General features: G+C 55.4%; 19 protein-coding genes, 1 tRNA gene and 2 pseudogenes. 14 read left to right on the top strand and 8 right to left on the bottom strand.

The genetic code is table 11. The features are described from left to right. The first annotated feature begins 971 nt into the window (after positions 1–971). Positions 972–1,706: an RNA 2'-phosphotransferase gene (locus tag ATY02_RS30720; RefSeq protein WP_322708428.1), complete on the top strand. Its 735-nt coding sequence runs from the start codon at positions 972–974 to the stop codon at positions 1,704–1,706. A gap of 356 nt (positions 1,707–2,062) precedes the next feature. Here the strand turns inward: ATY02_RS30720 and ATY02_RS30715 are convergent, their stop codons facing one another. Further along, positions 2,063–2,395 carry a hypothetical protein gene (locus ATY02_RS30715; RefSeq protein WP_060765856.1) on the bottom strand — a complete coding sequence of 111 codons (333 nt, stop codon included), beginning with the start codon at positions 2,393–2,395 and terminating at the stop codon, positions 2,063–2,065. 532 nt (positions 2,396–2,927) lie between these two features. On the opposite strand from ATY02_RS30715, the gene ATY02_RS30710 reads away from it, so the two are divergent. After that, positions 2,928–3,464, top strand: a complete 537-nt coding sequence (locus ATY02_RS30710) for a LasR-specific antiactivator QslA (RefSeq protein WP_060765842.1) — start codon at positions 2,928–2,930, stop codon at positions 3,462–3,464. Positions 3,465–4,619: 1,155 nt separating this feature from the next. On the opposite strand, the gene istB is transcribed toward ATY02_RS30710, so the two are convergent. Next, entirely contained in the window at positions 4,620–5,423 is an 804-nt protein-coding gene (gene istB / locus ATY02_RS30705; protein ID WP_020300922.1) for an IS21-like element helper ATPase IstB, read from the bottom strand. Continuing rightward, on the bottom strand, positions 5,416–6,915 hold the full coding sequence (gene istA / locus ATY02_RS30700; RefSeq protein WP_115284415.1) for an IS21-like element ISPpu27 family transposase: 1,500 nt from the start codon (positions 6,913–6,915) through the stop codon (positions 5,416–5,418). Before istA ends, istB begins: the two co-directional genes overlap by 8 nt. A gap of 104 nt (positions 6,916–7,019) precedes the next feature. Between istA and ATY02_RS30695 the strand changes: the two are divergent. The 4 genes and pseudogenes from ATY02_RS30695 to ATY02_RS36270 all read left to right on the top strand — a co-directional run. Continuing rightward, positions 7,020–8,090, top strand: a pseudogene (locus ATY02_RS30695) (DUF3987 domain-containing protein); the annotation flags it as partial. Beyond that, positions 8,077–8,430, top strand: a complete 354-nt coding sequence (locus tag ATY02_RS30690) for a hypothetical protein (protein WP_060765844.1) — start codon at positions 8,077–8,079, stop codon at positions 8,428–8,430. The pseudogene ATY02_RS30695 and the gene ATY02_RS30690, both read left to right, overlap by 14 nt. Then, entirely contained in the window at positions 8,414–9,397 is a 984-nt protein-coding gene (locus tag ATY02_RS30685) for an integrase domain-containing protein (protein WP_060765845.1), read from the top strand. The genes ATY02_RS30690 and ATY02_RS30685 overlap by 17 nt, the downstream gene beginning before the upstream one ends. Further along, positions 9,394–9,642, top strand: a pseudogene (locus ATY02_RS36270) (hypothetical protein); the annotation flags it as partial. The gene ATY02_RS30685 and the pseudogene ATY02_RS36270, both read left to right, overlap by 4 nt. Before the next feature lie 149 nt (positions 9,643–9,791). Here the strand turns inward: ATY02_RS36270 and ATY02_RS30680 are convergent. Together ATY02_RS30680 and ATY02_RS30675 are read right to left on the bottom strand one after the other, a co-directional pair. Beyond that, positions 9,792–11,015, bottom strand: a complete 1,224-nt coding sequence (locus ATY02_RS30680) for a tyrosine-type recombinase/integrase (RefSeq protein ID WP_060765846.1) — start codon at positions 11,013–11,015, stop codon at positions 9,792–9,794. A 165-nt stretch (positions 11,016–11,180) separates the two neighbouring features. Then, positions 11,181–11,257, bottom strand: a tRNA-Met gene (locus ATY02_RS30675). Between the two features lie 256 nt (positions 11,258–11,513). Between ATY02_RS30675 and ATY02_RS30670 the strand changes: the two genes are divergently transcribed. Both ATY02_RS30670 and ATY02_RS30665 read left to right on the top strand, forming a co-directional pair. After that, the gene (locus tag ATY02_RS30670) at positions 11,514–12,731 is read left to right on the top strand and encodes an MFS transporter (protein WP_068578112.1); all 1,218 of its coding nucleotides are present in this window, start codon (positions 11,514–11,516) and stop codon (positions 12,729–12,731) included. Between the two features lie 323 nt (positions 12,732–13,054). Continuing rightward, positions 13,055–15,112, top strand: coding sequence for a TonB-dependent receptor domain-containing protein (locus tag ATY02_RS30665; RefSeq protein WP_068578114.1), 2,058 nt, complete (start codon positions 13,055–13,057; stop codon positions 15,110–15,112). A gap of 60 nt (positions 15,113–15,172) precedes the next feature. Here ATY02_RS30665 and ATY02_RS30660 read toward each other — a convergent pair whose 3' ends face one another. Beyond that, positions 15,173–16,495 carry an OprO/OprP family phosphate-selective porin gene (locus tag ATY02_RS30660; RefSeq protein WP_083235660.1) on the bottom strand — a complete coding sequence of 441 codons (1,323 nt, stop codon included), beginning with the start codon at positions 16,493–16,495 and terminating at the stop codon, positions 15,173–15,175. 356 nt (positions 16,496–16,851) lie between these two features. After that, the gene (locus ATY02_RS30655; RefSeq protein WP_083235661.1) at positions 16,852–17,829 is read right to left on the bottom strand and encodes a LysR family transcriptional regulator; all 978 of its coding nucleotides are present in this window, start codon (positions 17,827–17,829) and stop codon (positions 16,852–16,854) included. Between the two features lie 356 nt (positions 17,830–18,185). Here ATY02_RS30655 and ATY02_RS30650 point away from each other — a divergent pair, with 356 nt between their 5' ends. From ATY02_RS30650 to ATY02_RS30640, 3 genes are all read left to right on the top strand, one after another. Next, positions 18,186–18,620, top strand: a complete 435-nt coding sequence (locus ATY02_RS30650) for a nuclear transport factor 2 family protein (protein ID WP_068578116.1) — start codon at positions 18,186–18,188, stop codon at positions 18,618–18,620. 73 nt (positions 18,621–18,693) lie between these two features. Further along, positions 18,694–20,178, top strand: a complete 1,485-nt coding sequence (locus ATY02_RS30645) for an FAD/NAD(P)-binding protein (protein WP_083235662.1) — start codon at positions 18,694–18,696, stop codon at positions 20,176–20,178. Then, a complete protein-coding gene (locus tag ATY02_RS30640; protein ID WP_068578120.1) occupies positions 20,175–20,831 on the top strand; it encodes a glutathione S-transferase family protein in 657 nt (218 codons plus the stop codon). Before ATY02_RS30645 ends, ATY02_RS30640 begins: the two co-directional genes overlap by 4 nt. On the opposite strand, the gene ATY02_RS30635 is transcribed toward ATY02_RS30640, so the two are convergent. Then, positions 20,815–21,576 carry an ArsR/SmtB family transcription factor gene (locus tag ATY02_RS30635; RefSeq protein ID WP_083235663.1) on the bottom strand — a complete coding sequence of 254 codons (762 nt, stop codon included), beginning with the start codon at positions 21,574–21,576 and terminating at the stop codon, positions 20,815–20,817. The two genes, ATY02_RS30640 and ATY02_RS30635, sit on opposite strands and share 17 nt — an antisense overlap. Positions 21,577–21,718: 142 nt before the next feature. Between ATY02_RS30635 and ATY02_RS30630 the strand changes: the two genes are divergently transcribed. The 3 genes from ATY02_RS30630 to ATY02_RS30620 all read left to right on the top strand — a co-directional run bounded on the left by ATY02_RS30630 (position 21,719) and on the right by ATY02_RS30620 (position 25,206). Further along, positions 21,719–23,092 carry an MFS transporter gene (locus tag ATY02_RS30630; protein WP_083235664.1) on the top strand — a complete coding sequence of 458 codons (1,374 nt, stop codon included), beginning with the start codon at positions 21,719–21,721 and terminating at the stop codon, positions 23,090–23,092. 92 nt (positions 23,093–23,184) lie between these two features. Continuing rightward, entirely contained in the window at positions 23,185–24,186 is a 1,002-nt protein-coding gene (locus ATY02_RS30625) for a SidA/IucD/PvdA family monooxygenase (protein ID WP_228022236.1), read from the top strand. 39 nt (positions 24,187–24,225) lie between these two features. Further along, positions 24,226–25,206 (top strand): IS5-like element IS1384 family transposase, encoded by a 981-nt coding sequence (locus ATY02_RS30620; protein ID WP_010466230.1) that lies wholly within the window; start codon positions 24,226–24,228, stop codon positions 25,204–25,206. Positions 25,207–25,262: the final 56 nt, after the last annotated feature.

Raw genomic sequence — 25,262 nt, 5'->3', positions numbered from 1 at the left:
CTGAAAAAAGCGGCACGGCCTAATTTGCTAAAGCGGGGCATAATTTACGTGATACGAACCATTTGTATCAGTGTGCCAATCGTCCGCTTCTGGCCGATTTTTGCCTGTCGTCACCGGCAGCTATGCGCAGTTAACTGCCAACCATGGTTACGAAGTGTGCTGGTCAACTCCGATGCAATCGGTGGTCAGATCGGGTGCAAACGGGTGGCCAATTTCGCACGGTATTCCAATTGGTATTCCAGCCAAAATACTAAAACCGATATTAATTTTATAAATCAATAACTTAATTAACAAATTCAAATTACCCCGGCAGACCGATCTGGCTTCTGCTCCACGACACGATGGTGCGTGCTGCCTAAAGGTTAGGACGAACCAGGGTCCAGCGGTTCGCTAGGGAAATGGAATCGTCGTGCCTTGATGAACGTAAGGTGACCACAAGCTTATCCATAGCGTTCATCGTCACTTTTATCAACGACGTCATAGACCAGCTTCGCTCTACCCGCTTTACAGGTATAGAGGATGCCCGCATCTTGCTGTCCAAAGGTCTTCGGCGGTAAAGGCAAAGGATTTGCCATTCAGCAGAATTTTGTCCACCCAGCCCTTGAGCCTTGGGTACCAGGCTCGCCACCCGTGTTCAGCCATGATCGCCGAATAAATTAAGCAATAGCATGGGCGTGGTGCCCTGTCTGCATTAGCGTGATGATGGCTGAAGGTGAGACGTCAAGGTACTGAGGAGTTTTCTGTCAAGGCTGGCTCATTGCTTCTCGATGATCAGCGGAGAATAAACGCAATGTATAACGAACAGTTAACCATAAGGAATAATCTGTAGGATAAGTCGTCTACCTGCTATTTACAGCGCCATAGTTGACGAATAAAAATAGCCCTCCAAGCAGCAACCACTGTTCAATTCAACCTGAAGATTAATTTTTTCGGAGAATACAGAATGGCCAGCGAAAACTACGCGATCAAAGGTGGCCAACCTTTACCGCCAACTTCCGTTAACCAGGCGCTTAACTGAAAAAGAGGCAGGAAAGCACCTGCGACGTCACGCGCGGGAGCTATGCGGTCTGATCTCAGAGTGCTGCACTGACTTAATTCAAAATTTGGCACGGGAACTGCTTCAGGCTCTCTCCCGCATAGAACAGAATGAAGCAAATGAATCCGTGCCTAGCCACGACCATCGTCGATTGAGCAAGACAATGGCCTATCAACTCCGCCATTCCGGCCCGAGCAACGGAATACCCGTGGATAACACAGGGTTTGCGAGCATGGAGGATTTAGCTCGCTCACTAAAAGTGGATTCGAGTCATTTACTCGCTATTGCCGAACATCCCGGCGAGCCAAGATTCGAAGTAAGAGACGGTCGCATCAGAGCTCTTTACGGGCATACACTGGATGTTGTTATCGAGGCCGGTATCAAATTGGGAGCACCAACTGCTTTGTATCACGGGTCTAGCTGGTCCGTACTCGATAGGATCGTGAGGGACGGAGTAATCCCGATGGAGCGGCGTATGGTGCATTTGACAAATGTCGCTGAGGAGGCCATGGCGGTAGGTGAGCGCAAGGGCGCTCCGGTTGTCCTTGCGATAGAACAAAGCAATGATGAAACGCCCGTCGCTGAAGGCATCTGGGTGTCAGCGCATGTTTTGCCACATCGCCTGTCCATAATTAATCCTTTTATTGAGGAAGCTGGTGCGTCTCGCTAAATATCAGCAGCCTTTTCCATAGATGAAACTAGAAACTTCCGCCTTCTTCTAGCAGTTTACGAGCTTGCTATCTTCTCCTTGCTGAGGAGAAGGAAAAACGGGGCCCCAGAATCTAATCTGCTCTGGGCGCCTTCTAGCTTGGATCTTGACTGTCCGCTTCTGGCCGGTTTCTGCCTGTCGGTACCCTCGGTCTCGGGGGGCGTTCAGTTAGGCATCGATACTTTGAATGGTACGGTACTGTAAAACTAGCGATACCATTACCGTAACTGAGGTTTAAGTGATCAATCGACACGAACTCGCCGGTTGGGCGACTCGCGTTAACAGCAAGCGATTCAATGCCAAATTAGAATAGCCGCTTACATCGACTTGACCGAAATAACCTCCACAAACTTGAATTTTTTTCTAGCCGTCTTTTTAGCTTCTTGCTCCGCAACTAGGGTGCTCAGCGTATCGACCTCATGTACTTCCTCGTGCATTTTGCCTTCAAACTCATTTCCCACCCGCAGCGTGACTCTCAGCCTGGGCGTAAAGGCTTTTGACGTTTTCTTTTTCTTCGCTGCCTTTATCGGTTGCACGGTCACGACATCCGGAACGGTGTCTTGCACGTGTGAGTTAATTGCCGGTGCAGGGGACTTAGACTCACCGAACAGCGCCCGGCGCATCTCTTCTTCCGTCAACTCTGTATTCATATCATTTCTCAGAAGGGTCTTATGTACAGTCTGACCGATTCTATCAGTGTGGCCGGACTCGGCGGTAAATCGTCGTTGGGTCAGACCTGATGCGATAGAGGGCCACCAGATACCTGCGAGCATCAGCGTCTGGCCGGCCTTCATTCGGATGCATATTTTATTGATACTGCATGCTTGTGTTGTCACTGCTTCGCATTTACGCTTTGTCCGTCGCGGTCAGTCCCGTGGCCGGGTGTCAGAACCTGAATTGTTCGAGGCGCATGGCGCCATAGCCAGCAATTAAGTGCTTACAGAGGCTTAGCTGCTGCTTTTCTATGGCGGTCCGTGCGGGGCAGGCTTCGGCCTGGCCGGTTCCCTCGGACGCCGGTTTCTGACCCCCGTACGGTCCGCCACCCATTTCGTGTCAGAACGGCTGGGTGGATGGTTCCTTAACTGTCCGAGGAGATAAGGAAAATGTCCTGTCCCCCTTTTAAGCTCGTGCGCCGCCCTAGCCGTTTGTTTCGTATTGCAAACTATCTCGGAGGATTCCGCGATGTTTGATCTCTCGCTTCTAATTAGCCTCCCCAAACCAAGCACCATCGATACTGCATCGCTTACCCCTGAAGATGCCGCGATTAAACTACGGCAGGCTGCCACTCTTCGGCTTAATGGAGCACAGAGTATTCTGCTTCATTTTCCGCAGGACGTTGAACTGGCTGTAGAGCTGCTGGATGACGCTGCAGTGTTGTTCGACAAGGCGTTTCGATATCTGACGGGTATGCCAGCTCAACGAGTTCATCAACAGATTGGTGAGTACTTCTCTGTCCCATCCGCTGACGGCTGTCCTGGTATTCGAACGCCCTGGGGCAATGAATTCGGCCCAATGATTGAGGACGGCGTTCGTTGTGCTGAGACCTGGCTCGATGGCTCATCACTACCGTTATGGTGGGCTCTGGCGCAGAATCGAAAACGTCATCGCCCGGGAGATCCCCAAGAAGCATTTGAAGCAGGTTTTCTGCTGCGATTGCAGCAGACGCTGATCATGCGACGTGAGGCAGTCACTGCCCAATCAACCAGCATCGATGCCTGAGTTTGTAATTGACGTTTGAGACTTTGCTTTTCCCGCCAAACCCTCCGATTAAGCGATCTTTGATCGCGCCGGTCGGAGGGTTTACTCGCTTTTTTCGAAGCCACTTCGTTCCACCATCTCATTTTGAATTTCAATTAGCGTCACGCCCTCGTTTACCCATCAGAAATTACTTTTCGAGTGCCGCTCCAGTGTAAGAACGGATCTTGCCGTGGTCATGGCTAGAGAAGTGGCGACACCGGCGACACCGGCGACAACGCAAGTAGAACGTGGCCTGGAGCATGGCGACAAAAGTGGCGACAGTCGCCACTTTTTGCACGCCTTGCCCTTGATGCTTGACCGTCTTTTCGAGTGGGTATAACAATTGGCGCACGGATCGCTGTCGTTGACAGCACCAGCCCAGGTAGCCAGAACCTTCAAGGCTACGCCACTTGCGTGGTGGTTCTACCGAAGTGCGATTAGCGTCCGGCGGCTCGCACGGTCACTCCACAAGAGTGATGGATGCCCACTCGACTGATCTGCCCACTGCGGCCGACGATGGACCTTCCTCGCTGCACTGCAGCCACCTCACCTCTCGGCACACTTCATTGCGCCAGACTGCGCCCGTCTCTTTCTCCGGGAAAGAGACGGGCGCTCGTACCACTGCTGCAAGCCACGTCGTACAGGGCATTGCCGCAACTCTCCTCGTGACAATCGACCTGACAAATCCGATTCGTCGCCATCCGCAACGACACAGGCACCGGTGCCGCAGCCCATGGAAAGGCTGCATCTGACTGACAGTCAGGCATGCCCCAGGTGTCCATGTCGTTGCCTTCTCCTACTCCAGATCTCCAGGTGCCGAACTCGTCAGTCGGCACAGCCTCTACCCGCCCGCATCTTCGGATGCGACTAAGGAGGCCAGATTCATGGGGTTATGCCCTCGCTCCCGGTTGTAAGGAGCCGTTCGTTCCGCGTCAGTGAGCACCTCACAGGCCGCAGGGGCCTTGATTGTCGGCGCTGATTGAAAACTGACCCACCCTGCCGATTGAAAATTGACCCAGGGCGGATTGCTGATTTTGGCATCAGCAATTGTGGATAAGCTTAGCAGTCGTGTCCCGGTGGAAGAGGCATTAAGCCCCCACCGCATGTGGGCATGCGGCAGGGTATTTTTGGTGCGGATCAAAACAGCTCATCGTCCTCGGCACCATCATTGTCTTTGCGCTTTCGTTCACGTGACATGATCTTCGTCTGGGCGACCAAGCTGCTGTGTTGCAGGCGGTAGGACTCGTTGCCCGTTTCGACGATGTGGCAGTGGTGTGTCAGCCGATCCAGCAACGCCGTTGTCATCTTGGCGTCACCAAACACGCTCGACCATTCCGAGAAGCTGAGGTTGGTGGTGATCACCACGCTGGTGTGCTCGTACAGCTTGGACAGCAGGTGAAATAACAGGGCACCACCGCTCTGGCTGAAGGGCAAATACCCCAGTTCATCGAGTATCACCAGGTCTGTTCGTAGCAGCCCTTGAGCGATGCGGCCCGTCTTGCCGTCGTACTTTTCGCGTTCCAGCAGATTGACCAGATCCACCGTGGAGTAGAAGCGCACGCGTTTGTGATGCGTCGTGATCCCGGACACAGCCAAGGCGGTGGCGAGGTGTGTTTTGCCTGTTCCAGGCCCGCCGATGAACACGACATTCTGCGCGGTATCGGTGAACTCCAGGTTGGACAGATCCCTGATCAGGCGGGCATCTGCGCTGGAAGCGCTGAAGTCGAAGCCGGCCAAATCACGATGCATGGGGAGTTTGGCCATGTTCATCTGGTGGTTCACTGAGCGCACCGCTCGATCCGCATGTTCTTGTTGGAGAAGATGCTCAAGTAGCCATTTCGAGGATGCCGTCGAAGCTTCTCCTTGCGAGGCTAGTTCTTCCCAGGCGCTGGCCATGCCATGCAGACGCAGTTCTTTGAGTTCCGCCATAAGATCACGCATTGCGAGTCTCCTCATCGGTGGTACGGAGCCGGTCGTAGCGTGCCGTATTGGCGACAGGCGCTATCTTGAGTTGAAGGCTGGTTTCGGCGGACGGAGGGGCTGCTGTCGATGTCAGTCGAGCCAGGACATTCAGGATGTGCTCAGCACTCAAGCTGCCTGATTCAAGTACCAACTCCACAGCCACCAATATGGCGTCGAGCCCGGCGATGGGAACAGCCGCCAGTACCTGCGTCATGACTCGATCACCATTGGCGTGACGCCTCAGACCGCGTTTTAGCAGCTGCAACGGCTTCGGCAGATCAGCAAACGGAGCGCCATTGCGCAGCGCTCCAGGCTTGCGCTCGATAAGCGGGATGTAATGCTGCCAGTCAAAACTGACCTGATCTCGATCAAACAGACGCTCGTGGCTGGCAATCGTCGTTTCATCGGCGATGACCACCACCCGGGAAGGATACAAACGGCTGCTGACCCACTGGCCGACCCGCTCACACGGCACCGAATAGCGATTTCGCGCCACGCTGATCAGGCAGGTGCTGGAGACCCGTACGGTGCGCTCGACGTAGCCATCAAAGGCAGTCGGCATCGGCATCAATTCAGCGCGTTCCAGCTCCAGGACGTCCGCCACGGTCAGCCCGTTGTACTGCGGGTGCAGCAGTTCGCCCCAGAGCGCACGGCAGCGTTGGCCGAGCCAGGCATTCAATTCCTCGAAGGTGTGGAACATGCAGTTTTGAGCATCGAGCCAGATGCGCCGTCGGCTGTCTTGGACGTTCTTTTCAACGATGCCTTTTTCCCAGCCGGAAGCGACGTTGCAGAAGTCCGGGTCGAACAGGTAGTGCGCACACATCACGGCAAACCGAGCATTGACCGTGCGGCCCTTACCCTTGTTGACCTTGTCGACAGCGGTCTTCATGTTGTCGTAGATGCCGCGACGCGGCACCCCACCTAACGCGCCAAACGAGCGGGTATGGGCATCGAACAACATCTCGTGGCCTTGGCTGGGATACGCAACCAACCAAAATGCGCGACTGGCGCACAGCTTCATATGGGAGACCTGGATGCGTCGGAACAGGCCGCCGATCAGCAGACCTTCTTCGCTCCAGTCGAATTGAAAGGCCTCCCCGAGTGCAAAGGTCAGCGGCACAAAGGCTCGTAAAGACTTGCCTTGCTCGCCGCGCCACGAGCGTATAAAGGCGGTGAGTTGGCTGTAGCCGCCGTCGTACCCCTCGGCCTTGATCTGTTCGAAGAGTGCTTTGGCACTCCTGCGGTTGTGCTTTGCCCGAAACGAATCGGCCTTGAGCGCCTGCTCCAGCGTCTCGTGAAATGGACTGAGTTTGTTGAAGGTTGCGCACCGTTGGTACGCCGGCTGGGTGGCTTCGGGTGCTCTGACCCATTTTCGAATGGTGTTTCTCGACAGTCCGGTACGCTTGGCTATCTGATGCAGCGAGAGCTTGTCGCGGAAGTACATCCGCCGGATTTTTCCCAACATTTCCATGCTGATCACCCTGTGTTCTCCTGCTCGAAAAGTGAGCAGAAGCAGTTGAACACCTGGGTCAGTTTTCAGTCGGCAGAACAGCCTTTACTGGGTCAGTTTTCGGTCAGCGGCAACACTATCGCGAACAACTTGCCCGGTACCGTGCCGCACAGCGACAGGCGCAGCGTATCAAGCCTGGCGATCCTGAGCCCGCAAACGGAATGTCGCTCGAAGCGGAGCCCTCAGCCCCTAGACTGATCACCACCGACCCGACTATCGAGGCCCTGATCAAGGGGCTCTGTCATGACCTGCCTAGCATGGGTCTGTTCTGTGATGAGGGTGGACAATTCCTCGGCAGCAGCACCATGAGTCGGGATAACCGGTTGAAAGCGGTCACGACCTTGTCGTCACTCTGGGATGGCAGCCCGATAGATCGCGCGCGTTCCATGGTTGGTGAAAGCTTGCGAGCCTATGACCGACGCTTGAGCCTGCACCTGATGCTGCAACCGTATTTGGCCATGCAGTTACTCTGTGATCCGTTGCTGCAGGGGCAAGGCATTCTAGGGCGCTGCTTGATGACCTGGCCCACCAGTCTAGCCGGGCAACGTAGCTACCAGGCTGTCGACTTGTCCAAAGACGCTGCCCTCAAGCGCTATCATCATCGCCTTTCGGCTCTGTTTTATCAGCCTTGGTCACTTTCCGCTGACGGAGCCTTGCAACTGTCAAAGCTGAGCCTCAGTCCGCTGGCGCGTCGTCGCTGGATTGATTTGCATGATGCTATCGAAGCTCAACTGGGTGAGTTTGGCGAGCTGGCCAGCGTGCGGCCCAGCGGTTCGAAGGCCGCCGACAACCTTTTGCGCGTCGCCGGCATTTTGGCCGTTGTGGAGGAGAGCAGTGTCGTGGAGGTCGACCATATCCAGCGGGCCTCGGCCTTAGTTGGCTACTACCTCACCGAGATCCAGCGCCTGACCGAGCAGGAGCCGGTGTGCAGGGTAAAAGAAGAGGCGGACCGGCTGTTGCGCTGGCTGCAGGTCAAGGAGTGGACGCGCTTCAGTATTCGAGATCTGAATCGCAACGGTCCCCGCTTTGCCCGCAAGAGCAGTCGTCATGCTGCCAAGCTGTTGGTCGAGTTGATTGATCATCAGTGGCTGATCACCGACGGGCAGACCTTCGAGGTGCGTCATGTTCAATCTTGATGAAGCGTTGCGTAACCATCTGGCTCAGCGCCAAAAGGAGCCGAAAGCGCAGTTTGTCGCCGCTACTGTCGCCACTTTGTCGCCGCCCTCAAAGCCAGGCAGGACAAGGGGTGTCGCCGATGTCGCCGGTGTCGCCACCACCCATAAAGCTATTGCCTCGACGACAGTCATCATTCAGTGGTTGAAAGAAGAGGGCGCGCATCTCTACGTCATCAATAACACGCTGTGTTTTCGCCCGACTGATTGGTCCCAGTTCGCCGTCGTGAGTGCGAACTGGAGAGCCCTTTTGCATGAGCTCGCTGCAGTCGATCAGGAACAGAAAAATGGCTCGCGTCGGTAAGCGAGCGGGGCGCAATTTCGGCTTCGGTCGCCAGCTCAGCTATGCCGGGCCGCAAGCACTGAAAGATCTGTTTGGCGATGGCCATTTTGCGACCGTCAAAGCCCATAGTGATCGCTGGCAGGCGTTCGTGCGTTGGTGTCGATCCGATGAAGGACCGAGGGTCAACGACGCGCGCCAGATAGACCGCGACATCCTCATGCGGTACGCCGTTCACGTGCGGGAGCAGGTTGATCAGGGCAACGTCGGCATTGCCACCGCGCAGAACCGACTGTCCAGCGTGAACCGAACGATGGCCGCGCTGCGCGGTGATCAGTACGTCAAAATCCCCAGTCCGAGCAAGGCGATTGGCTTGCAGCGCTCAGGTGTGCGTAGTGAGGCCCCGCAAGGCCAAGACCGTGTCCAGGTCGAGTTGATCGCACAGGCGTTGTCAGAGCGAGGCCAGCAATCGAGGGTGAGTGCCATTGTGCTCCTTGCTCGGGAGACCGGCATGCGTCTGCGTGAAGCGATCTTGGCGGACTTGCCCCGGCTGCAACGTGAGGCTCGGCAACTGGGCAAGATCAATATCCAGGACGGCACCAAAGGCGGTCGATCAGGCGCATCGGCACCGCGTTGGATTGCGGTCACGGATCAAGTTCGTGGCGCCCTCGACAGGGCCAGCGAGGCTTCACCCAAGGGCAGTCGGAATCTGTTAACACCTGATGAAAGCTACAAAGATTTCCTACAGACAATCGTGCGACCGGCACGGGACATCCTGCATGAACATGGATTGAAAGGCTTTCATGAACTAAGGGCGGCTTACGCCTGTGAGCGCTATGAGCAACTGACCAGCTTCTCCGCGCCCATCAATGGCGGTCGTTGTCATCGAGAGGATCGAGCACTCGATCAGCGTGCACGCCAGCAGATCAGCCACGAATTGGGGCATAACCGCATCGACGTGGTGAGTGCCTACATCGGAGGTCGTCGATGAAGTCCGAGTTCGATATGGCGTTGTTTTTGAGCCCTCTGCTTAAAGGTGCGCATGCCACGCGGCAGCGGCACATCAGGCAAGCAGAAAGGATGCACGAGGCGATTCGTGAACGCTGGGGTTGCGCGACTCCCTGGTCTTGGAGGGAAAAACACGTGAGATGGTTTCTGGAGCACTATTTGCGATGCTCAGCTCCAGCTACCGTCTACTATTACGAGTTAACAACAGCTCTAATTCGTAGGCGGCGTGAAAGTATTAAAGCTGACATTCAGCTCAATTTGGATAAGTGCTCACCAAGCTGTGGCATCCCGCAACCTAAATGGTCGACTTCAAGCTAAGCCTATCAGGAAGCTCTGCGGACGCTCTTCACTGGGCAAGAAGCTAAGAGGCCGTAGTTTTATACGGCTCTGATATTTCCTGTTTCAAGCCCGTCAAGATGATCGGCGTACCACTGCATCATCGTCGTACGTTGCTCCAGGTACTGAGCCTTGTTATAGATCCCTCGGACACCTGTCGGCTTGTGACTGAGCTGGGCTTCAATGTGGTCCGCTGGAAAACCGTGCTCGTTGAGTACGGTGCTTGCAATATGACGGAAGCCATGTCCGGTCTGTCGTCCTTCGTAACCAAGGCGCCTTAGCGCCATCAGAAAAACGGTATCGCTGCGAGGCTTGGTTCGATCACTTCGACCAGGGAACAGCAATGGGTACGCTCCCGTGATTTTCCGTAGTTCAGTAAGAGCGCTTAGTGCCTGCTTGCAGAGTGGTACAAGGTGTTCACGCCCTTTTTTACGGCCTTTGCGTTCAACGGGGATGGTCCAAAGCCGTTTGTCAAAGTCGAACTCAGCCCAGTATGCCTCTCGAAGCTCGCTGGGGCGGACAGCCATGAGAGTAAGCAGTTGGAGGCCAAGCTGGACATCCCTGGCGTGTGGGTATGATCGTATTGCTCTGAGCAGTGCGGGAAGTTCTTCCAGGGAGACATGGGCGTAGTTCTCGACCTTTCCCGATGACAGAAATTTATGAACCCCCTCTAAGGGGTTGTTCATCGCCCTGCCGGTTACGCGAGCCAGGTCGTAGATGTCTTTGCAGTAAGCCCTCACGCGACTCATCTGCTCGAGGATTCCCTGACGTTCGAGCCCTCTCAAAAGCTCCATCCATTCCATCGACATGATGGAGACATAAGGACGTTTTCCGACAAGAGGGAACACGTGGCGTTCCAAGGCTCCAAGGACTCTTTTTGCTGTGCCGCTATCCCAGCCAGCCAAGCGAGACGTATGCCATTCACGAGCCAAGGCTTCAAAGGTTTCGTTTGTTGCTGCTATCTCCGCAGCTTTTCTAGCTTTCTTAGCGGCTATCGGATTTTTGCCTTCTGCTGCATCCGATCTCAATTCGGCAGCTTTTTGCCGAGCAAGGGCGCCGCTGACTTCTGGGTAACCGCCAAGCCCGAGCCACGACCATTTGCCGTCGGGCTTCTTATAGCGCAACTCCCACGATTTCTGCCCGTTAGGCTTTACTCTGAAATACAGCCCCGAGCTGTCTAGCTCACGGTAGGCCCCCGCTTCGGGAGCGAGATTGACTAGTGCGGTATCGGAGAGAGGACGGCGTTTAATATCGCTGCGTTTCATCCGTGTATGCCTCCAGTTCAATTTTTATTGAAGCATACATGGAGGCATACAAGATGTGAAGGATGTAGGTGGATCAGCTTGGACATCCAGATACAAGAAAGCCCGCACGAGGCGGGCTTCTTGAGGTGATTTATAGACATCCTTGGATCTCTATAAATCGGTACTTGGTGGCTACACAGGGACTTGAACCCCGGACCCCAGCATTATGAATGCTATGCTCTAACCAACTGAGCTATGTAGCCAAGTGGCGCGCATTATTCGCTCGGAACGATCATGCGTCAAGCATTTTTTTCAAAAAAATATCTACGCTATCAACCGCTTATCAAAATCCCCCCTTTGCTGGCATTGCCGAGTCTCCACTTGTGCCTCCAGATGCAGCGATGTATTGCGAAGGGAACGGGTCGTTAGCAAGCTAAGGGGATGGCGTGAGTGCCCGCAAAAGTGGCACATTGAAGCACCTTGCCCCTGTGCACCCACCCGTTGTACGGAAACAATCCTATGGCTATCAGCAATGCCCAGCCTGTCGCAACGACGGCTTCTCCTGCCTCCCAAGGCAGCCCGCTGGTCCTGCGCATCATTGGCGCGGTGGCGCTCGCGCACCTGATCAACGACCTGATCCAGGCGGTGATGCCGGCGATCTACCCGATGCTCAAGGCCAACTATGGCCTGACCTTCACCCAGGTGGGCCTGATTACCCTGACCTTCCAGCTCACGGCGTCGCTGCTGCAGCCCTGGGTGGGCTACTACACCGACCGACGTCCCCAGCCGTTCCTGTTGCCGGCGGGCATGGTCTGTACCCTGGTCGGTATCCTGATGATGTCCCAGGTGAGCAGCTTCGGCTTGATCCTGCTGGCTTCCGGATTGATCGGCATCGGTTCCTCGACCTTCCACCCGGAGGCTTCGCGGGTGGCGCGCCTGGCATCCGGCGGTCGCTATGGCCTGGCGCAGTCGAGTTTCCAGGTGGGCGGCAACGCTGGCACCGCGTTCGGCCCACTGCTGGCAGCGGCGATCATCATTCCCTATGGGCAGGGCAACGTGGCCTGGTTCGGCCTGTTCGCGTTGTTGGCCCTGGTGGTGCTGTATGCCATCAGTCGCTGGTACGCCAATCATCTGCGCCTGCATCAGCTCAAGCAGGGCCAGGCGGCCACCCACGGGTTGTCCAGGGGGCGGGTGATCAGTGCCCTGGTGGTGCTGGGGCTGTTGGTGTTCTCCAAGTATTTCTACATGGCCAGCTTCACCAGCTACTTCACCTTCTACCTGATCGAGAAGTTCGACTTGTCGGTGGCCAGTTCGCAGTTGCACCTGTTCCTGTTCTTGGGGGCGGTGGCGGCGGGCACCTTCTTCGGTGGCCCCATTGGCGACAAGATCGGGCGCAAGGCGGTGATCTGGTTCTCGATCCTCGGGGTGGCGCCGTTCACCCTGTTGCTCCCTCATGTGGACCTGTTCTGGACCAGCGTCCTGAGCGTGGTGATCGGCTTCATCCTGGCCTCGGCGTTCTCGGCCATCGTGGTTTATGCCCAGGAGCTGGTGCCGGGCAACGTGGGCATGATCGCCGGGGTGTTTTTCGGCCTGATGTTCGGTTTTGGCGGGATCGGTGCAGCGCTGCTGGGGCACCTGGCGGACCTGCACGGTATCGAGCATGTGTATTTCCTGTGCTCGTTCCTGCCGCTGTTCGGCGTATTGGCGATCTTCCTGCCCCGGACCCGCAAGGCCTGAGGCCAAACGCTGTCGAACACGCCCGGGCCATGCCCGGGCGTTTTGTTTTTGGGCCTGGCAATGGTCCTGGCGTTGGCGTGCATATGGCCGGACGGGCATTTGTCCAAGCGCTGGATCGACAGCTGCCTGGACCGTCCCTTTGAGGAAGTGGGCTGAACAATGGCAGCAAGCGACAGGCGCGTAGGAGCCTGATTCAGACACGCCCGAATATGTCAGTTCTGTAATTTTCTCGTATCTAAATGATAATCATTAGTATTACACTCCGATCCCCCCATCCCTTAGCGCACCGTTAAGGTGCATTGGTTCGACAAGGATTGCGTGTAATGAAACTCAGCTCCTGCCTGTTCAACTCCCTTCTATTGAGTGCTGGCGTTGGCCTGCTTGGCCCGCTGGCACAGGCCGCCGAGACCGGTGACGACTCCAAGCCGACTTCGCTGGAATTGGATACCGCCTTCGTCACGGCCAGTGGTGGCGCCACGGATCTCAAGGATGCGCCGGCCAGTGTCAGCGTCATCACCCGTGAGGAAATCGAACGCCAGCCGGTCTATGACCTCAACACCCTGTTGCGCCGGGTACCGGGTGTGACGGGCGGTTTCGGCCCGGTGGGCGAGCAGTCGAAGATCAAGCTGCGGGGGCTGGACGACAAGTACACGCTGATCCTGGTGGACGGCAAGCGGGTCGGTAGCTCCGGGGATATCAGCTACCGTCGTGACCTGGCGCGCCAGGACCTGAACTGGATCTCGCCGAACATGATCGAGCGCATCGAGATCGTCCGTGGGCCGATGTCCTCGCTTTATGGCTCGGATGCCATGGGTGGGGTGATCAACATCATCACCCGCAAGGTGTCGCGGACCTGGAGCGGTTCGGCCAGCACCAACATCACCGTGCCCAAGGATTCCGACCGTGGCCAGACCACCCAGTACAGTGCCAACCTGGCCGGCCCGCTGACTGAATCCCTGGGGCTGCGCCTGGGAGCCAACGTGACTCGGCGGGCGGCGGACGAGGTCGAGGCCCGTCGTGATTCGATGGGCGAATTCATGTATGGCGACGGGGCTGGAGGCTCCAAGGACCAGAGCCTGAACGCCTTGCTGGACTGGCAGATCAACGATGAGCAGAGCTTGTCTTTCGAGGCCGTGCATGGGGTAGAGCGTGCCTGGTCCTCGAAGAAGACCTTCGGTGATTGGGGGGACACTATTGGAGGAGGCTTTGGTCCCAGCCGCCTGATCCGCGACAGCTACATCCTGTCCCATGTCGGGGAGTGGAGCTTCGGTACCTCGAAACTCGATGTCTACCTGAACAAGTACCGCAACGATATCGACTGGGGCAAGGCCAGCTCCGAGGAGAAGATCGTCGAGGGCAGCCTGAACATGCCGTTCGAGTTGCTGGTGGACCAGCGCCTGACCGTCGGTGGGCAATGGAAGCGTGAAGAGCTGACCAACACCGACACCCTGGGCACGGTGCCGGTGGACTACAAGGGGGCGCCAGTCAGTGGCTCGACCCTGAAGGGCGATTATTCGGCGGCATTCATCGAGGATGAGCTGTTCCTCCTGGACAACCTGTCCCTGACCCTGGGCAACCGCTTCGACCACAGCGACAAATATGGCAACCACAACAGCCCGCGAGCCTATGTGGTCTACCACCCGCATGCGGATTGGACGGTGCGCGGCGGGGTGTCCAAGGGCTTTCGTGCGCCGAGCCTGAAGGAGGGTAGCGCCGGGGCGGCGACCGAATCCGGTGGCGGTGGCTGTGGCTCGCTCAAGCCCCTGGGGTACAAGGAGGGGGGGAGTTGCTGGATGGCTGGTAATCCGAACCTGACGCCGGAAACCAGTACCAACAAGGAGATCGGCGTCTCCTTCAATCATGATGATTGGGAACTGGGCCTGACCTACTTCCATACCGACTTCACCGACAAGATCGAGTATGGCCCCCTGGGGCAGTTCCAGGGCCGTTGGTGGACCATGCTGGAGAACGTCGACAAGGCCCGGACCCGCGGCTGGGAAGGTACTACCCGAATTCCGTTGGGCGACTCGGTGAACTGGCGCACCAATGCCACCTACATGCTGGAAAGCCGCAACCTGTCCACCGGCGAAGACTTGATCAGTACCCCCAAGCTCTCGCTGTTCAGTGCACTGGACTGGCAGGTCAACGATCGCTTGAGCACCGAACTGTCGGCGCAGCATGTGGGCAAGCAGCGGGGCCTGGGCAATGACTTCGTGCAGTCCTACACCACCTACGACCTGACGGCCAACCTGGCCCTGACCAAGTGGCTGACCTTGAATGGCGGGGTGCAGAACCTGCTGGACAAGGACCTGCGGGATGGTTCGACCAACTTCTATGTGCCCGGTCGGGCGTTCTTCGCGGGGGCGACCACCTACTTCTGAGGCTACAGCTCGACCGCCCCGTTGCCTGGCAATGGGGCGGTCCTGGTGTTGCGGGCCTGTCTAGAACACGTACTGCATGCGCATCACCAGGCCCTGGCCGGAGTCGTCACCGACGGCATTGCTGATGTTGTCGGTATTGGCCCTGATGTAGTTGGCGCTGAGCTTCAGGGCCTCGTTGGCGTACCAGTTGACCCCCAGGGTGTGGCTCTTGCCCTGGGCATCGCCCACCTGTCGTATGGCGGTGCTGGCGACCACGTTGTCATCCTCGACCTTCATGGCGTCATAGCGATAGAACAGCTCCCAGGCACCGAGCGCTTTGTTCTGCGGCTTGATGGTGTCGAACCTCGCGCCATCGAGTTTGTAGATCCGCGGCTCGCCAGTGAGGGTATAGGCCAGTTGCGTGTAGTAACCCGAGGCCTTGATGTCGCTGGCGGCCGTGTCGGCCTTGAGCGTACGTCGCAGGTACTCTGCCTGGATCGAAAAGGCTTGCAGCGCCCAGGCTCCTTCGAGCCCCCAGACCGAATCGCCTTTCCATAATCCTGATTGGGCGGTGGTCCCGCCGAACACCGCGCGATTGCCGTTGCTGCCGGCGCTGTTGCCACCGTTGGTATCGACGCCACGCACGCCCATGCGCGAACGAATGCGGGTATCGACGGCGCTGTCCTTGAGATCCCGGTAGGCGTATTGCAGGCCCAGGTGCAGGACGTTGCCCGGTTCATGCCAAGGCGCGAAGACCCCGCGCAAGTTGTAGCGCTTGACGCTGTCACCATCGGTGTCGTTGTTGTTCTCGCTGAACAGGCTGCCGGACAGGTAGGCGACCTTGCCTACCACGCTGTTGGCCTGGATACCTGTGCCGCTGTTGTCGTTCACCCATTCGGCGGCGTCGTAGGAAAGGTTGCGCTCCAGGGCCGTGACCCACTTGGAGCTGGTGGCTTTCTCCAGGCCGAAATCGGTGTAGAAGCGCCCGATCTTCAGGTTCAGTGGGTCGAAGCCTATGTAGGTCACGGTAGCCTCATCGAAGTAACCGGTACTGTCGTTGCCGACGTTGCGCGACAGGTCATAGTTGATCTGGTATTTCCAGTCGCGGTAGGCGGTGCCGCCGATTTCCAGGTAGGCGCGGCGGAAGTAGGCCGCATCCGCGGTATTGCCATTGCGGGTGTAGTAGCCGTCGAAGCGGCCATAATCCGCCTGCAAGCGTCCGCCCAACTTGAAGCTGAACTCCTTGTCGGTGGTAGCCACTTCCAGGCCGCCTTTGGTTTTCACCATGATATCGGCGCCGTCGGTGGTGACCGTGCCCGCATGAGTGGTGAGGGTGATTGCCATGCCCAACAGGCCGATGACTGCTGCACAGCCTGTTGGGGTTCCGGTGGTTCTGACCGACATACTGCTCTCCCGTCCATTGCTCTTTTGCCTTGAGTAGCCATGCCTGTAGGGCTGGCTGGGCGGATAGTTGTCAGCGTGAATGAAGCTTTTTGTTGGTTTTCGTGACGTTTTTGTTTCGGTCAGGTGGGACCATCCCACGGTCCAGGAATTTCAAGGGCCGCGGCGTGGTGGGGCAGGGTGAACCAAGGTCTTGGAATATGTCAGGAACATGACGGGTAAAAGTCATGGGCCGGATCGAGGGTGCGAGGAGGGTGGCTGCAGAGCCAGTTCACGGCAAAAAAAGAGCGCCATCGGGAGGCGGATAAGAGCCTCGGGATAGGGTGTTTTTGTTATCGGGGAGCGACGGGTTCAAGCGTCTACTGGGTAAACCACTCGCGGCGCTTGGTGAAGGCCTGTTGAATCAGCTCCACCAGGTTCCTGACTTCGGGGCGCGCAGCGGCCTGGGCATGGGTACTGAGCCAGGCGTATTGCAGCAGCGGCGTATCGAACAGCTGTGGCAGCGGGAGCAGGGTCTTGTCCACTTGGGCAATGTAGTCAGGCAACAGGCCAATGCAGGCGCAGTTCCTGATCAGCTCCAGGGCCAGGTGCGGGTCGCCGGTTTGTGCGATACCGCTGGTGCGACGGCGTACCAGGCGGTTCCAAGGCTCCAGGGCGGGCATATCATGGTGGCCGCTGACCTGCACCAGCAGGTAGTCATCCAGTTGCTCAAGGCGCCAGGGCAGGGACTTCCTGGGAGCATAGCGCTTGGCCAGGTGGGCGCAATAGCGGATTTGCGCGAGACGGATGGGTTGGGTGGTGGCGAAGCCGGGGTCCGGTCGTGGGCTTCCAGGGTCGGCCAGCCACAGCATGATGTCGGCCTTGCTCGAAGGCACTCCTTGCAGCGGAACCAGTTCCAGGTGCGAGGTGGCGTTGCGGCGCAGGAAGGTGATCAGGTCCCGGGTGAGGATGTCTCGCAGCAGCATGTCGGCGACGGCGATAACCACGCTGGCCGGCCGGGCGGGCTCGATCTTGCCCGGTGGCCATAGCTCCTGGCGGCTGGAGAGGTCTTTTTGCAGGCGCTTGCCCACCAGGGTCAGGCTCAGCTTGTTGTCCTGGTAAAGAAATAGCGGCGTGCCTATGCATTGCTCCAGCACCAGCAGCTTCTTGCGTAGCACTGCCGCACTGATGTTCAAGCTGCGGGCCGCTTGCTTGAACGAGGCGCAACGGGCGCTGGCCAGGAAGTATTGCGCGCAGTGGGTATCGATCCACTGCATGTCGATGCGCTGTTCTTCTGCAGCCATGGGCAGGCCCAGAATGTCTGGCGGGCAACTGTTGGTGGTTCTCCGCTGCCCCATGCCAGGCTCCTGGTTGGTATCCGGAGCCAAGGATACGCGACGCCACCTTTCACCAGCATCGCGGGCAAATTACTTATCTGTAATGCCTGGGGGAAGTCCGTGCGTATGTTGAAAAGGCATTGGCTTTTTCTTTCTTTGCATACGTGCAAAACAACGAACTGTTTGCCAGCCAGCATTTACTTGGAAGGGGGGAAACGGGGTTTTCATCTGTAATGAGGTGATTCTCGACTGATCGGATCATCAATGAGTCCATGCGAAGCGGTGCAGCGGGACAGTTCGAGCCAGGCCGAAGCATATGTAGTCACAAGTCTCCTATAGTGCCGCCTGCATTATCACTCGATGCTTCAGGAGAGACTATGACCCACGCTATCGCTCCGGCCCTTTTGAATATCTACGAAGCTTGGCATGCCACAGTTCGAGCTCGAGATCTCACTGCTACGGCTGCTTTGTACGCCGAGGATGCATTGTTCGAGACACCATTGGTGTTGGCGGTTTATCCCCAGCAGGGCAATGGAGTTCTAAAGGGAAGGGCCAGTATCCTTCAGTTCTTGGAAGACAGCGTACGCAAGTTTCCGGCAGACCTAGCCGAGTGGTATCGCAGTGACAAGCCATTCATAAATGGTTGTCAACTTACATGGGAATACCCACGTAAGACTCCTAGTGGTGAGCAAGTTGATCTGATGGAGATGATGGAAATCGAACAAGGTTTGATCACTTACCACCGTGTTTATTGGGGGTGGTATGGCGTTCGTTTGCTAATGCCAGCTTTGGCCAAGGCCCATGGTGCCTGACAACGTCATGCTTTGAGGATGCCTGAACGCTTATCGAAGGCGCCGAGGGAATGCATTTAGCTTGGGGAAAGATATGCGCGAGACTTTGAGTGTGACAAAGGTGGCTATTATCGGAGGCTCGGTCACCGGCATTGCGGCTTTTATCAATCTTGTGCGTTCTGGCGCCTCAAGTCGCATCGATATCATTGATCCGAATGGAGTCGCCAATTCCATCGCCTTTGGCACGACCGATGATGCCCTATTGTGTAACACCTCGGTGCAGACCATGTCTGTACTCGATGACGATATGGACGACTTTCGCGATTACTTGGAGAAGCAAGGAGTTTTCGTCGCTGAAGATGCTTTCGTGCCGCGGGCCTGGGTATCGGGATACCTGAAGGAGCGTTATACACGGTATCGGGATCTGGCCCGGGCCAAGGGTATCGAACATAAAGTGATTTCTTCATCGGTTCGTAGTATCAAGTCGCTGATTTCGGGTGGATATCAACTGCATTTGGGAAGCGCCGAGACTATCGATGCATCGGATGTGCTGATTTGCACCGGAAATGGAGGAGCTTTTATTCCTCCTGTAGTGAGCCCTCATCTTGCATCACCAGGGGTTTTTTCGACTCCTCATCCTGAGTCTCGACTGCTCGGTTTCTTTCACAAACCTTCCCGAGTATTAGTGCTTGGTAGCCGGCTTTCGGCTATCGATAGTGCCCTACTGTTATGCGCTGCTGGTCATAAAGTCCTTATGGCATCGCCATCTGGCCGCTTACCTGGAGTGCGCACGGCTACTCCACGGCGGTGCGAGTTGGGTGTGGGGGAGGTAGGTTTCTCTCAACTGGATCTAGAGAGCCCGAACTTGAACTGGCGTTTACTGCGTAGGGTGGCGCAATCGGCCAAAGCAGTAAGTGGCAGGTCGTTGCGGGAGCAGATCGATCGTTCCGCGGATCCTGTACAAAGACTGCGTGGCGAAGTGGCTCTGGCCAAACAGGGCGCGACGGACTGGCAAAACCTGTTGGTCCGTTGCATGGATCTTGCGGATACCAAACTGCGTCGTGCTCCAGCTGTGGTACGAACTGCTGCATTACAAAGCTGTTGGGAGACTGTCGGTCGTTATCTATTTGCCGTGCCTTTGCAGACGGCCACTACTTTGCTGCGTTTTATCGAAGAAGGTCTGCTGCAATTAACTTCCGATGTACCTGTGAAGCTTGAGTGGGGTGGTAGGTGGCAAGCCCATGGATGTGATGGGATTGAGGAGGTCGATGCGGTGGTCTGTGCCACCGGCTTCCATAAGCAGAGGTTTCACGCTACCTCCAATGGGCTTGAGCTACTTGTCGATCCGTATGCGCCATGTACTCCGCCGCACGTATCCGCAAATCTGCAGATCAGCTTACTCGGATCATCCCGGGCCGAGAGAATTTGGATGTTGGGTGTGGCTTCCTACCTGGCTGCCCCAATGGTCAATTCGGTTTATCAATCTGTACGTCAGGCTAGTGAAGTAGTTTTGATGCTTAGTGACACGCAGGAGAGCAGCAGAACATTAGATCAATGCGTAATAGAGACCGCAGTATGAAGGTTTATGGTGATAGAGGTTCGAGCAATACTCGGCGAGTTCTGGCTACTGCAGCTTATTTGGAGCTTGAAGTCGAGTTTATTTTTTTGGATCTATTCACTGGTCAGAATCGTACTCCGGAGTACCTGGCGCTCAACCCAAATGGAACGATCCCCACATTCGTCGATGGTGATCTTGTGTTATTCGAGGCCTCGGCCATCATGATTTATCTAGCGGAGAAAACTAGTTCATCATTGTTGCCGACAGGTAACGCCAGGTACGAGACCCTTAAATGGATGTTTTGGGCGGCTGAGCATTTCCGGCGTGGGCCGACGGTACTAATTGAGCAACGTTTTATGGATCGTCTCAAAGGCCATGATGAGGAGGAAATAATTGTGGCTGAGGCTTTACGGGCAATCGATCGTTATGCAACGGTATTGGATGGTCATTTACGTAACCGTAAGTTCATGGTGGGCGACTCTCCTACCTTAGCGGATTTCGATCTAGCGGCGCCGTTCAGCCATATTCCCCGAACGCGAGCGCCACTTTTGGAATACCCCCATGTAGCTGCTTGGTATGAGCGAGTCAATGAACTTGCTGTATGGCAGAACACAGGGGTGGACCAAGAACACCGAATTCATGAGATAGAGCGACTTTTTACACCTGCGCTGTAGTGGTTACAGAGAGAGGGGAGAGCGGGGCGTGTGTGCGCACTTCGGCTTCCAGGCTGATGTTACGTTCGATACCTAGATGTTGCTTGAGTGCTAGCCAACCGGCGTTTGTCACCACTACTGCACGAGTCCCCGAAGATCGACGCAACCAACCAAGACTACAAAACTTATCCAGGAGATATGCACCGAGTGGTCCGGCGACATGGTGTTGCCTTTCGGTCCAATCAAGACAACGTCGTGCTTGGCCATATTCTTCGAAACACAGTTCACCCATATTCAGATTGAGCGAGTGTATCCAGTCGAGGCCTTCGGTGGTTGTGGCGTAGTCACGTTCATCACGTTCTACAAGAAAACCACGATCAAGCATTCCTTGGGTTACAGCGACACCAACTTGGCCGGCTAGATGGTCATAGCAGCAACGGGCGAATCGCAGTTCATAGGCGGAACGATTGGGTAGGCTATGCCATGAGCTGGTCTGTGGCGCAACTGCCGCCAGGCTTTCCAGCACATGAGAGACGTTGGGGCCGGCTAGTTTGTAGAAGCGATTACGCCCCTTGGTTTCGACAGTCAGTAGCCCTCCATCAAGCAGTTTCGCTAAATGCGAGCTGGCGGTTTGTGGGGTTACGCCAGCGGTATTGGCTAGAGCACTGGCCGACAATGAGCTGCCGTCAGAGAGGGTGATCAGGATAACCGCTCGTACAGGCTCGGCAATGAGATAGGCAATAGATGAGATTTTGGGCTGGGTCATTCCTTGAACTCCAAAGGTACACAGCAGGGCGCGATTACGTGTCCGAGTCCCAATAAGCGAGCACAGTTCGGCACGCATCGAAGCATTCTCTGGAAAAAAATGCCTATAGTCAATCTGCCACTTTGAGAGGGAAATCGAGGTCATGGAGCAAACAAGCAGTTATCAGCGTAAAGTACTTATAGCGACCAGCCTCAGCTACGTTGTTGTAATTCTCGATACCTCAATTGTGAATGTTGCATTAGAGTCAATCTCGAGTGCGTTCAATTCCGATATATCAGGGCTGCAGTGGGTTATTAATTCATATACATTGACCTTTGCCAGTTTGCTCTTGACGGGAGGGTTGCTGGGGGATCGCTTTGGGGCGAAAAAAATATACAGCCTCGGATTGATATTGTTTTCTGTGTCGTCGGCGTTATGTGGATTGGCAGGTAATATTTATGAGCTGGTCGCGGCGAGAACTTTTCAAGGTATAGGGGCGGCACTACTGGTTCCCTGTTCTTTGATGTTGATTAACAATGCATATCCACACTCCCATCAACGAGCTGGTGCTATTGGAGTATGGGCAGGCTATGGTGGAGTTGCCATGGCCGCAGGCCCGTTGGTAGGTGGAGTGTTGATTGAGCTCTTTGGTTGGCGCAGTATTTTTCTGATTAACGTTCCGATCGCCCTGGTTGGTGTATGGCTGACTTCACGTATTCCTTTCTCAGCTCCACTGGCCCCTAATCGTCATATGGACTTTATTGGGCAGATTTCTGCAGTTGTTGCGTTGGCCACTTCAGTTGCAGTACTTATTGAGGGAGGTAAGTTAGGGTGGGGTTCCGAATGGATATTGGCTGGTACTTTATTGGCCTGTGCGAGTTGGTGCGTTTTTTTGGTAACTGAAAGCCGGCACAAAGAACCAATGCTGCCATTGTATTATTTTCGAAATAAGGTGTTCTCAGGCGCGACTTTGATTTCCTTGATATCTTCGCTGGTATTCTACGGTTTGTTTTTTCTGTTAAGTCTTTACTTTCAGACAAATCGTGGGTGGTCGCCATTGGAGACGGGTTTGGCTTTCCTGCCTCTGACTGTAATGGTCACTCTTGGTAGTTTTACCTGCGGTCGACTGAGCCGTGCCTACGGCGTTCGTGCAGTGCTTTGTGTTGGTTTTATGCTCTATGCGCTGGGATTCTTGGGGTTGTTCGCATTGGCGAGTGAGGCACCTTATTGGCGAATTGCATTATGTTATCCAGCAGTTGGATTCGGTGCTGGAATTATCACGCCAGCGGCGACTTCGGCCCTTATGAGTGTAGTGGAACATTCTAGCGCCGGAGTGGCTGCGGGGACGCTCAATGCTAGTAGGCAAAGTGGATCGGCATTTGGTGTAGCGATATTCGGTGCACTCCTCTCTGCAATCCAACCGCTCAACGAAGCTATTTACATAGCTATTAGTTTCGCGATTGGCTTGTCGGTGTTCGCGGTGGTGTTGTCAACCTGGGTGTTGAGGCCATTAGCGGTAAAAGTAGTAGAAAGTTAATTATTTTCTTATTTGAAAATCCCGCAGAAGCTAATTGCATAAATTGCAAGGAGTTTCAGCACCTGAAAACAAAACTAATAGGGATGTTGTCCATGAAAGCGTTCTCGACGGCTGCAGCAATAGACATGGCCGGTATCGGTATTGGCCCAGCTAACTTGAGTTTGGCTGCGTTGATAAGGCCTTGTTATGAAGTAACTGCTAAATTCTTTGAACGTACTAGTGAGTTTCAGTGGCACTCCGGAATGATGGTGCCAAATGCAATGTTGCAAGTTCATTACCTTAAGGATCTGGTCAGTCTTGTTGATCCATCCAACCCGCTTTCGTTTTTAGCCTATCTCGCTAAAAAAAAGAAGCTACTTAATTTTATAAATGCTAATTTTGGCCAGGTTCTTCGACGAGAATTTAACGACTATTATCGCTGGGCATGTAATCAGTTGCCGAGTTTAGAGTTTGACAGAAATGTTCGCTCTGTTGAATTTGAAGATGGTGTTTTTATATTGAAGGGTGATGGCTGGGTGCAGCCTGCCCGAAATTTGGTCTTGGGGACCGGTCAGCAGCCGTCACTTCCTAAATTTGTACGCCCTTTTATCGGGGATAGAATTTTTCACTCTTCGCAGTTTATGAGCCACCAACGCTCTTTGCGAGGCAAGAGAGTTGTGGTAGTTGGTGGTGGGCAAACTGGGGCCGAGATTGTCCAGTACTTGTTATCTGATGTTGATGCGCTTCCGTCTAGTATCGTTTGGGTTTCTCGACGTTGGAACTTCTCTCCGTTAGATGAGTCGCCATTTACCAATGATCTTTATACTCCACAATACAGTGATCATTTTTTTGGATTACCACATCATGTACGAAAAGAACTGCTGGCTGATCAGAAATTGGCAAGTGATGGTATATCTCAGGCTTTATTGCAAACAATTTACCGGCGTATATATGAACTAAAGCATGTACTTCATCATCCATGTAAGATTCAATTGCTTCCTGGGCGAGAGTTGGTAGGCGTTAGTGATCGTGGCAATCAGTGGAGTCTTTCCGTCGTTCATGGCCACAGCCAAACACTAGAGGAAATTAGGGAAACTCTGAAAAAGACTTTCTGATTTGGCAAAATACCGCGACCCCACCCACCGAGTTTCCCGATGAAGCAGATGACCTTCGCCGACGCCGAGTACGCTGGCAAGCGCAAGCAAACCCGCAAGGAGTTGTTCCTGATCGAGATGGATCGGGTGGTGCCGTGGAAGGGCTTGATTGCTTTGATCGAGCCACATTATCCGAAAGGTGAAGGTGGCCGTCCGGCCTACCCGTTGATGGCGATGCTGCGTGTGCATCTGCTGCAGAACTGGTTCGGCTACAGCGATCCAGCGATGGAGGAAGCGCTGTACGAAACCACGATCCTGCGCCAGTTTGCCGGGCTGAACCTGGAGCGCATCCCCGACGAAACCACCATTCTCAACTTCCGCCGCTTGCTGGAGAAACACGAGCTGGCGGCCGGCATCCTCGCTGTCATCAATGGCTATCTGGGCGACCGCGGCCTGTCGCTGCGCCAGGGCACCATCGTCGATGCAACGCTGATCAATGCGCCCAGTTCGACCAAGAACAAGGACGGCAAGCGCGACCCGGAAATGCACCAGACCAAGAAGGGAAACCAGTATTATTTTGGCATGAAGGCCCACATCGGCGCCGATGACGAATCGGGTCTGGTGCACAGCGTAGTGGGCACGGCGGCCAATGTGGCGGATGTCACCCAGGTGGACAAATTGCTGCATGGCGACGAAAACGTGGTCTGCGCCGATGCAGGCTACACCGGTGTCGAAAAGCGGCCCGAGCATGAAGGACGTGAAGTTATCTGGCAGGTGGCGGCACGCCGCAGCACCTACAAAAAACTCGATAAGCGCAGCGTGCTGTACAAAGCCAAGCGCAAGATTGAAAAGGCCAAGGCTCAGGTGCGCGCCAAGGTCGAGCATCCGTTCCGGGTAATCAAGCGCCAGTTCGGTTACACCAAGGTGCGCTTTCGCGGCTTGGCCAAAAACACGGCGCAACTGGTGACACTGTTCGCTCTGTCGAACCTGTGGATGGCGCGCCGACATTTACTGACGAATGCAGGAGAGGTGCGCCTGTAATGCGGGAAATGGCCACCGGAGTGGGGTCCGGGTGGCGAAAACGTAAGAAATACTCG

The sequence above is a fragment of the Pseudomonas sp. BIOMIG1BAC genome (genome assembly GCF_001705995.2).
Classification (GTDB): Bacteria; Pseudomonadota; Gammaproteobacteria; order Pseudomonadales; family Pseudomonadaceae; genus Aquipseudomonas; species Aquipseudomonas sessilinigenes.
The sequence above is the reverse complement of the archived record's forward strand: the minus strand, read 5'-3'. Positions and strand labels throughout refer to the sequence as shown.

What these genes read in the sequence shown, in the direction of transcription:
- ATY02_RS30710 (WP_060765842.1), top strand. Translation starts at nt 2,928, where the DNA reads ATGTTTGATCTCTCGCTTCTAATTAGCCTCCCCAAACCAAGCACCATC.
- ATY02_RS30625 (WP_228022236.1), top strand. Translation starts at nt 23,185, where the DNA reads ATGAAAGCGTTCTCGACGGCTGCAGCAATAGACATGGCCGGTATCGGT.
- ATY02_RS30620 (WP_010466230.1), top strand. Translation starts at nt 24,226, where the DNA reads ATGAAGCAGATGACCTTCGCCGACGCCGAGTACGCTGGCAAGCGCAAG.
- ATY02_RS30680 (WP_060765846.1), bottom strand. Translation starts at nt 11,015, where the DNA reads ATGAAACGCAGCGATATTAAACGCCGTCCTCTCTCCGATACCGCACTA.
- ATY02_RS30660 (WP_083235660.1), bottom strand. Translation starts at nt 16,495, where the DNA reads ATGTCGGTCAGAACCACCGGAACCCCAACAGGCTGTGCAGCAGTCATC.
- ATY02_RS30690 (WP_060765844.1), top strand. Translation starts at nt 8,077, where the DNA reads ATGTTCAATCTTGATGAAGCGTTGCGTAACCATCTGGCTCAGCGCCAA.
- ATY02_RS30645 (WP_083235662.1), top strand. Translation starts at nt 18,694, where the DNA reads ATGCGCGAGACTTTGAGTGTGACAAAGGTGGCTATTATCGGAGGCTCG.
- ATY02_RS30715 (WP_060765856.1), bottom strand. Translation starts at nt 2,395, where the DNA reads ATGAATACAGAGTTGACGGAAGAAGAGATGCGCCGGGCGCTGTTCGGT.
- istA (WP_115284415.1), bottom strand. Translation starts at nt 6,915, where the DNA reads ATGGAAATGTTGGGAAAAATCCGGCGGATGTACTTCCGCGACAAGCTC.
- istB (WP_020300922.1), bottom strand. Translation starts at nt 5,423, where the DNA reads ATGCGTGATCTTATGGCGGAACTCAAAGAACTGCGTCTGCATGGCATG.
- ATY02_RS30685 (WP_060765845.1), top strand. Translation starts at nt 8,414, where the DNA reads ATGGCTCGCGTCGGTAAGCGAGCGGGGCGCAATTTCGGCTTCGGTCGC.
- ATY02_RS30670 (WP_068578112.1), top strand. Translation starts at nt 11,514, where the DNA reads ATGGCTATCAGCAATGCCCAGCCTGTCGCAACGACGGCTTCTCCTGCC.
- ATY02_RS30635 (WP_083235663.1), bottom strand. Translation starts at nt 21,576, where the DNA reads ATGACCCAGCCCAAAATCTCATCTATTGCCTATCTCATTGCCGAGCCT.
- ATY02_RS30650 (WP_068578116.1), top strand. Translation starts at nt 18,186, where the DNA reads ATGACCCACGCTATCGCTCCGGCCCTTTTGAATATCTACGAAGCTTGG.
- ATY02_RS30630 (WP_083235664.1), top strand. Translation starts at nt 21,719, where the DNA reads ATGGAGCAAACAAGCAGTTATCAGCGTAAAGTACTTATAGCGACCAGC.
- ATY02_RS30665 (WP_068578114.1), top strand. Translation starts at nt 13,055, where the DNA reads ATGAAACTCAGCTCCTGCCTGTTCAACTCCCTTCTATTGAGTGCTGGC.
- ATY02_RS30655 (WP_083235661.1), bottom strand. Translation starts at nt 17,829, where the DNA reads ATGGGGCAGCGGAGAACCACCAACAGTTGCCCGCCAGACATTCTGGGC.
- ATY02_RS30640 (WP_068578120.1), top strand. Translation starts at nt 20,175, where the DNA reads ATGAAGGTTTATGGTGATAGAGGTTCGAGCAATACTCGGCGAGTTCTG.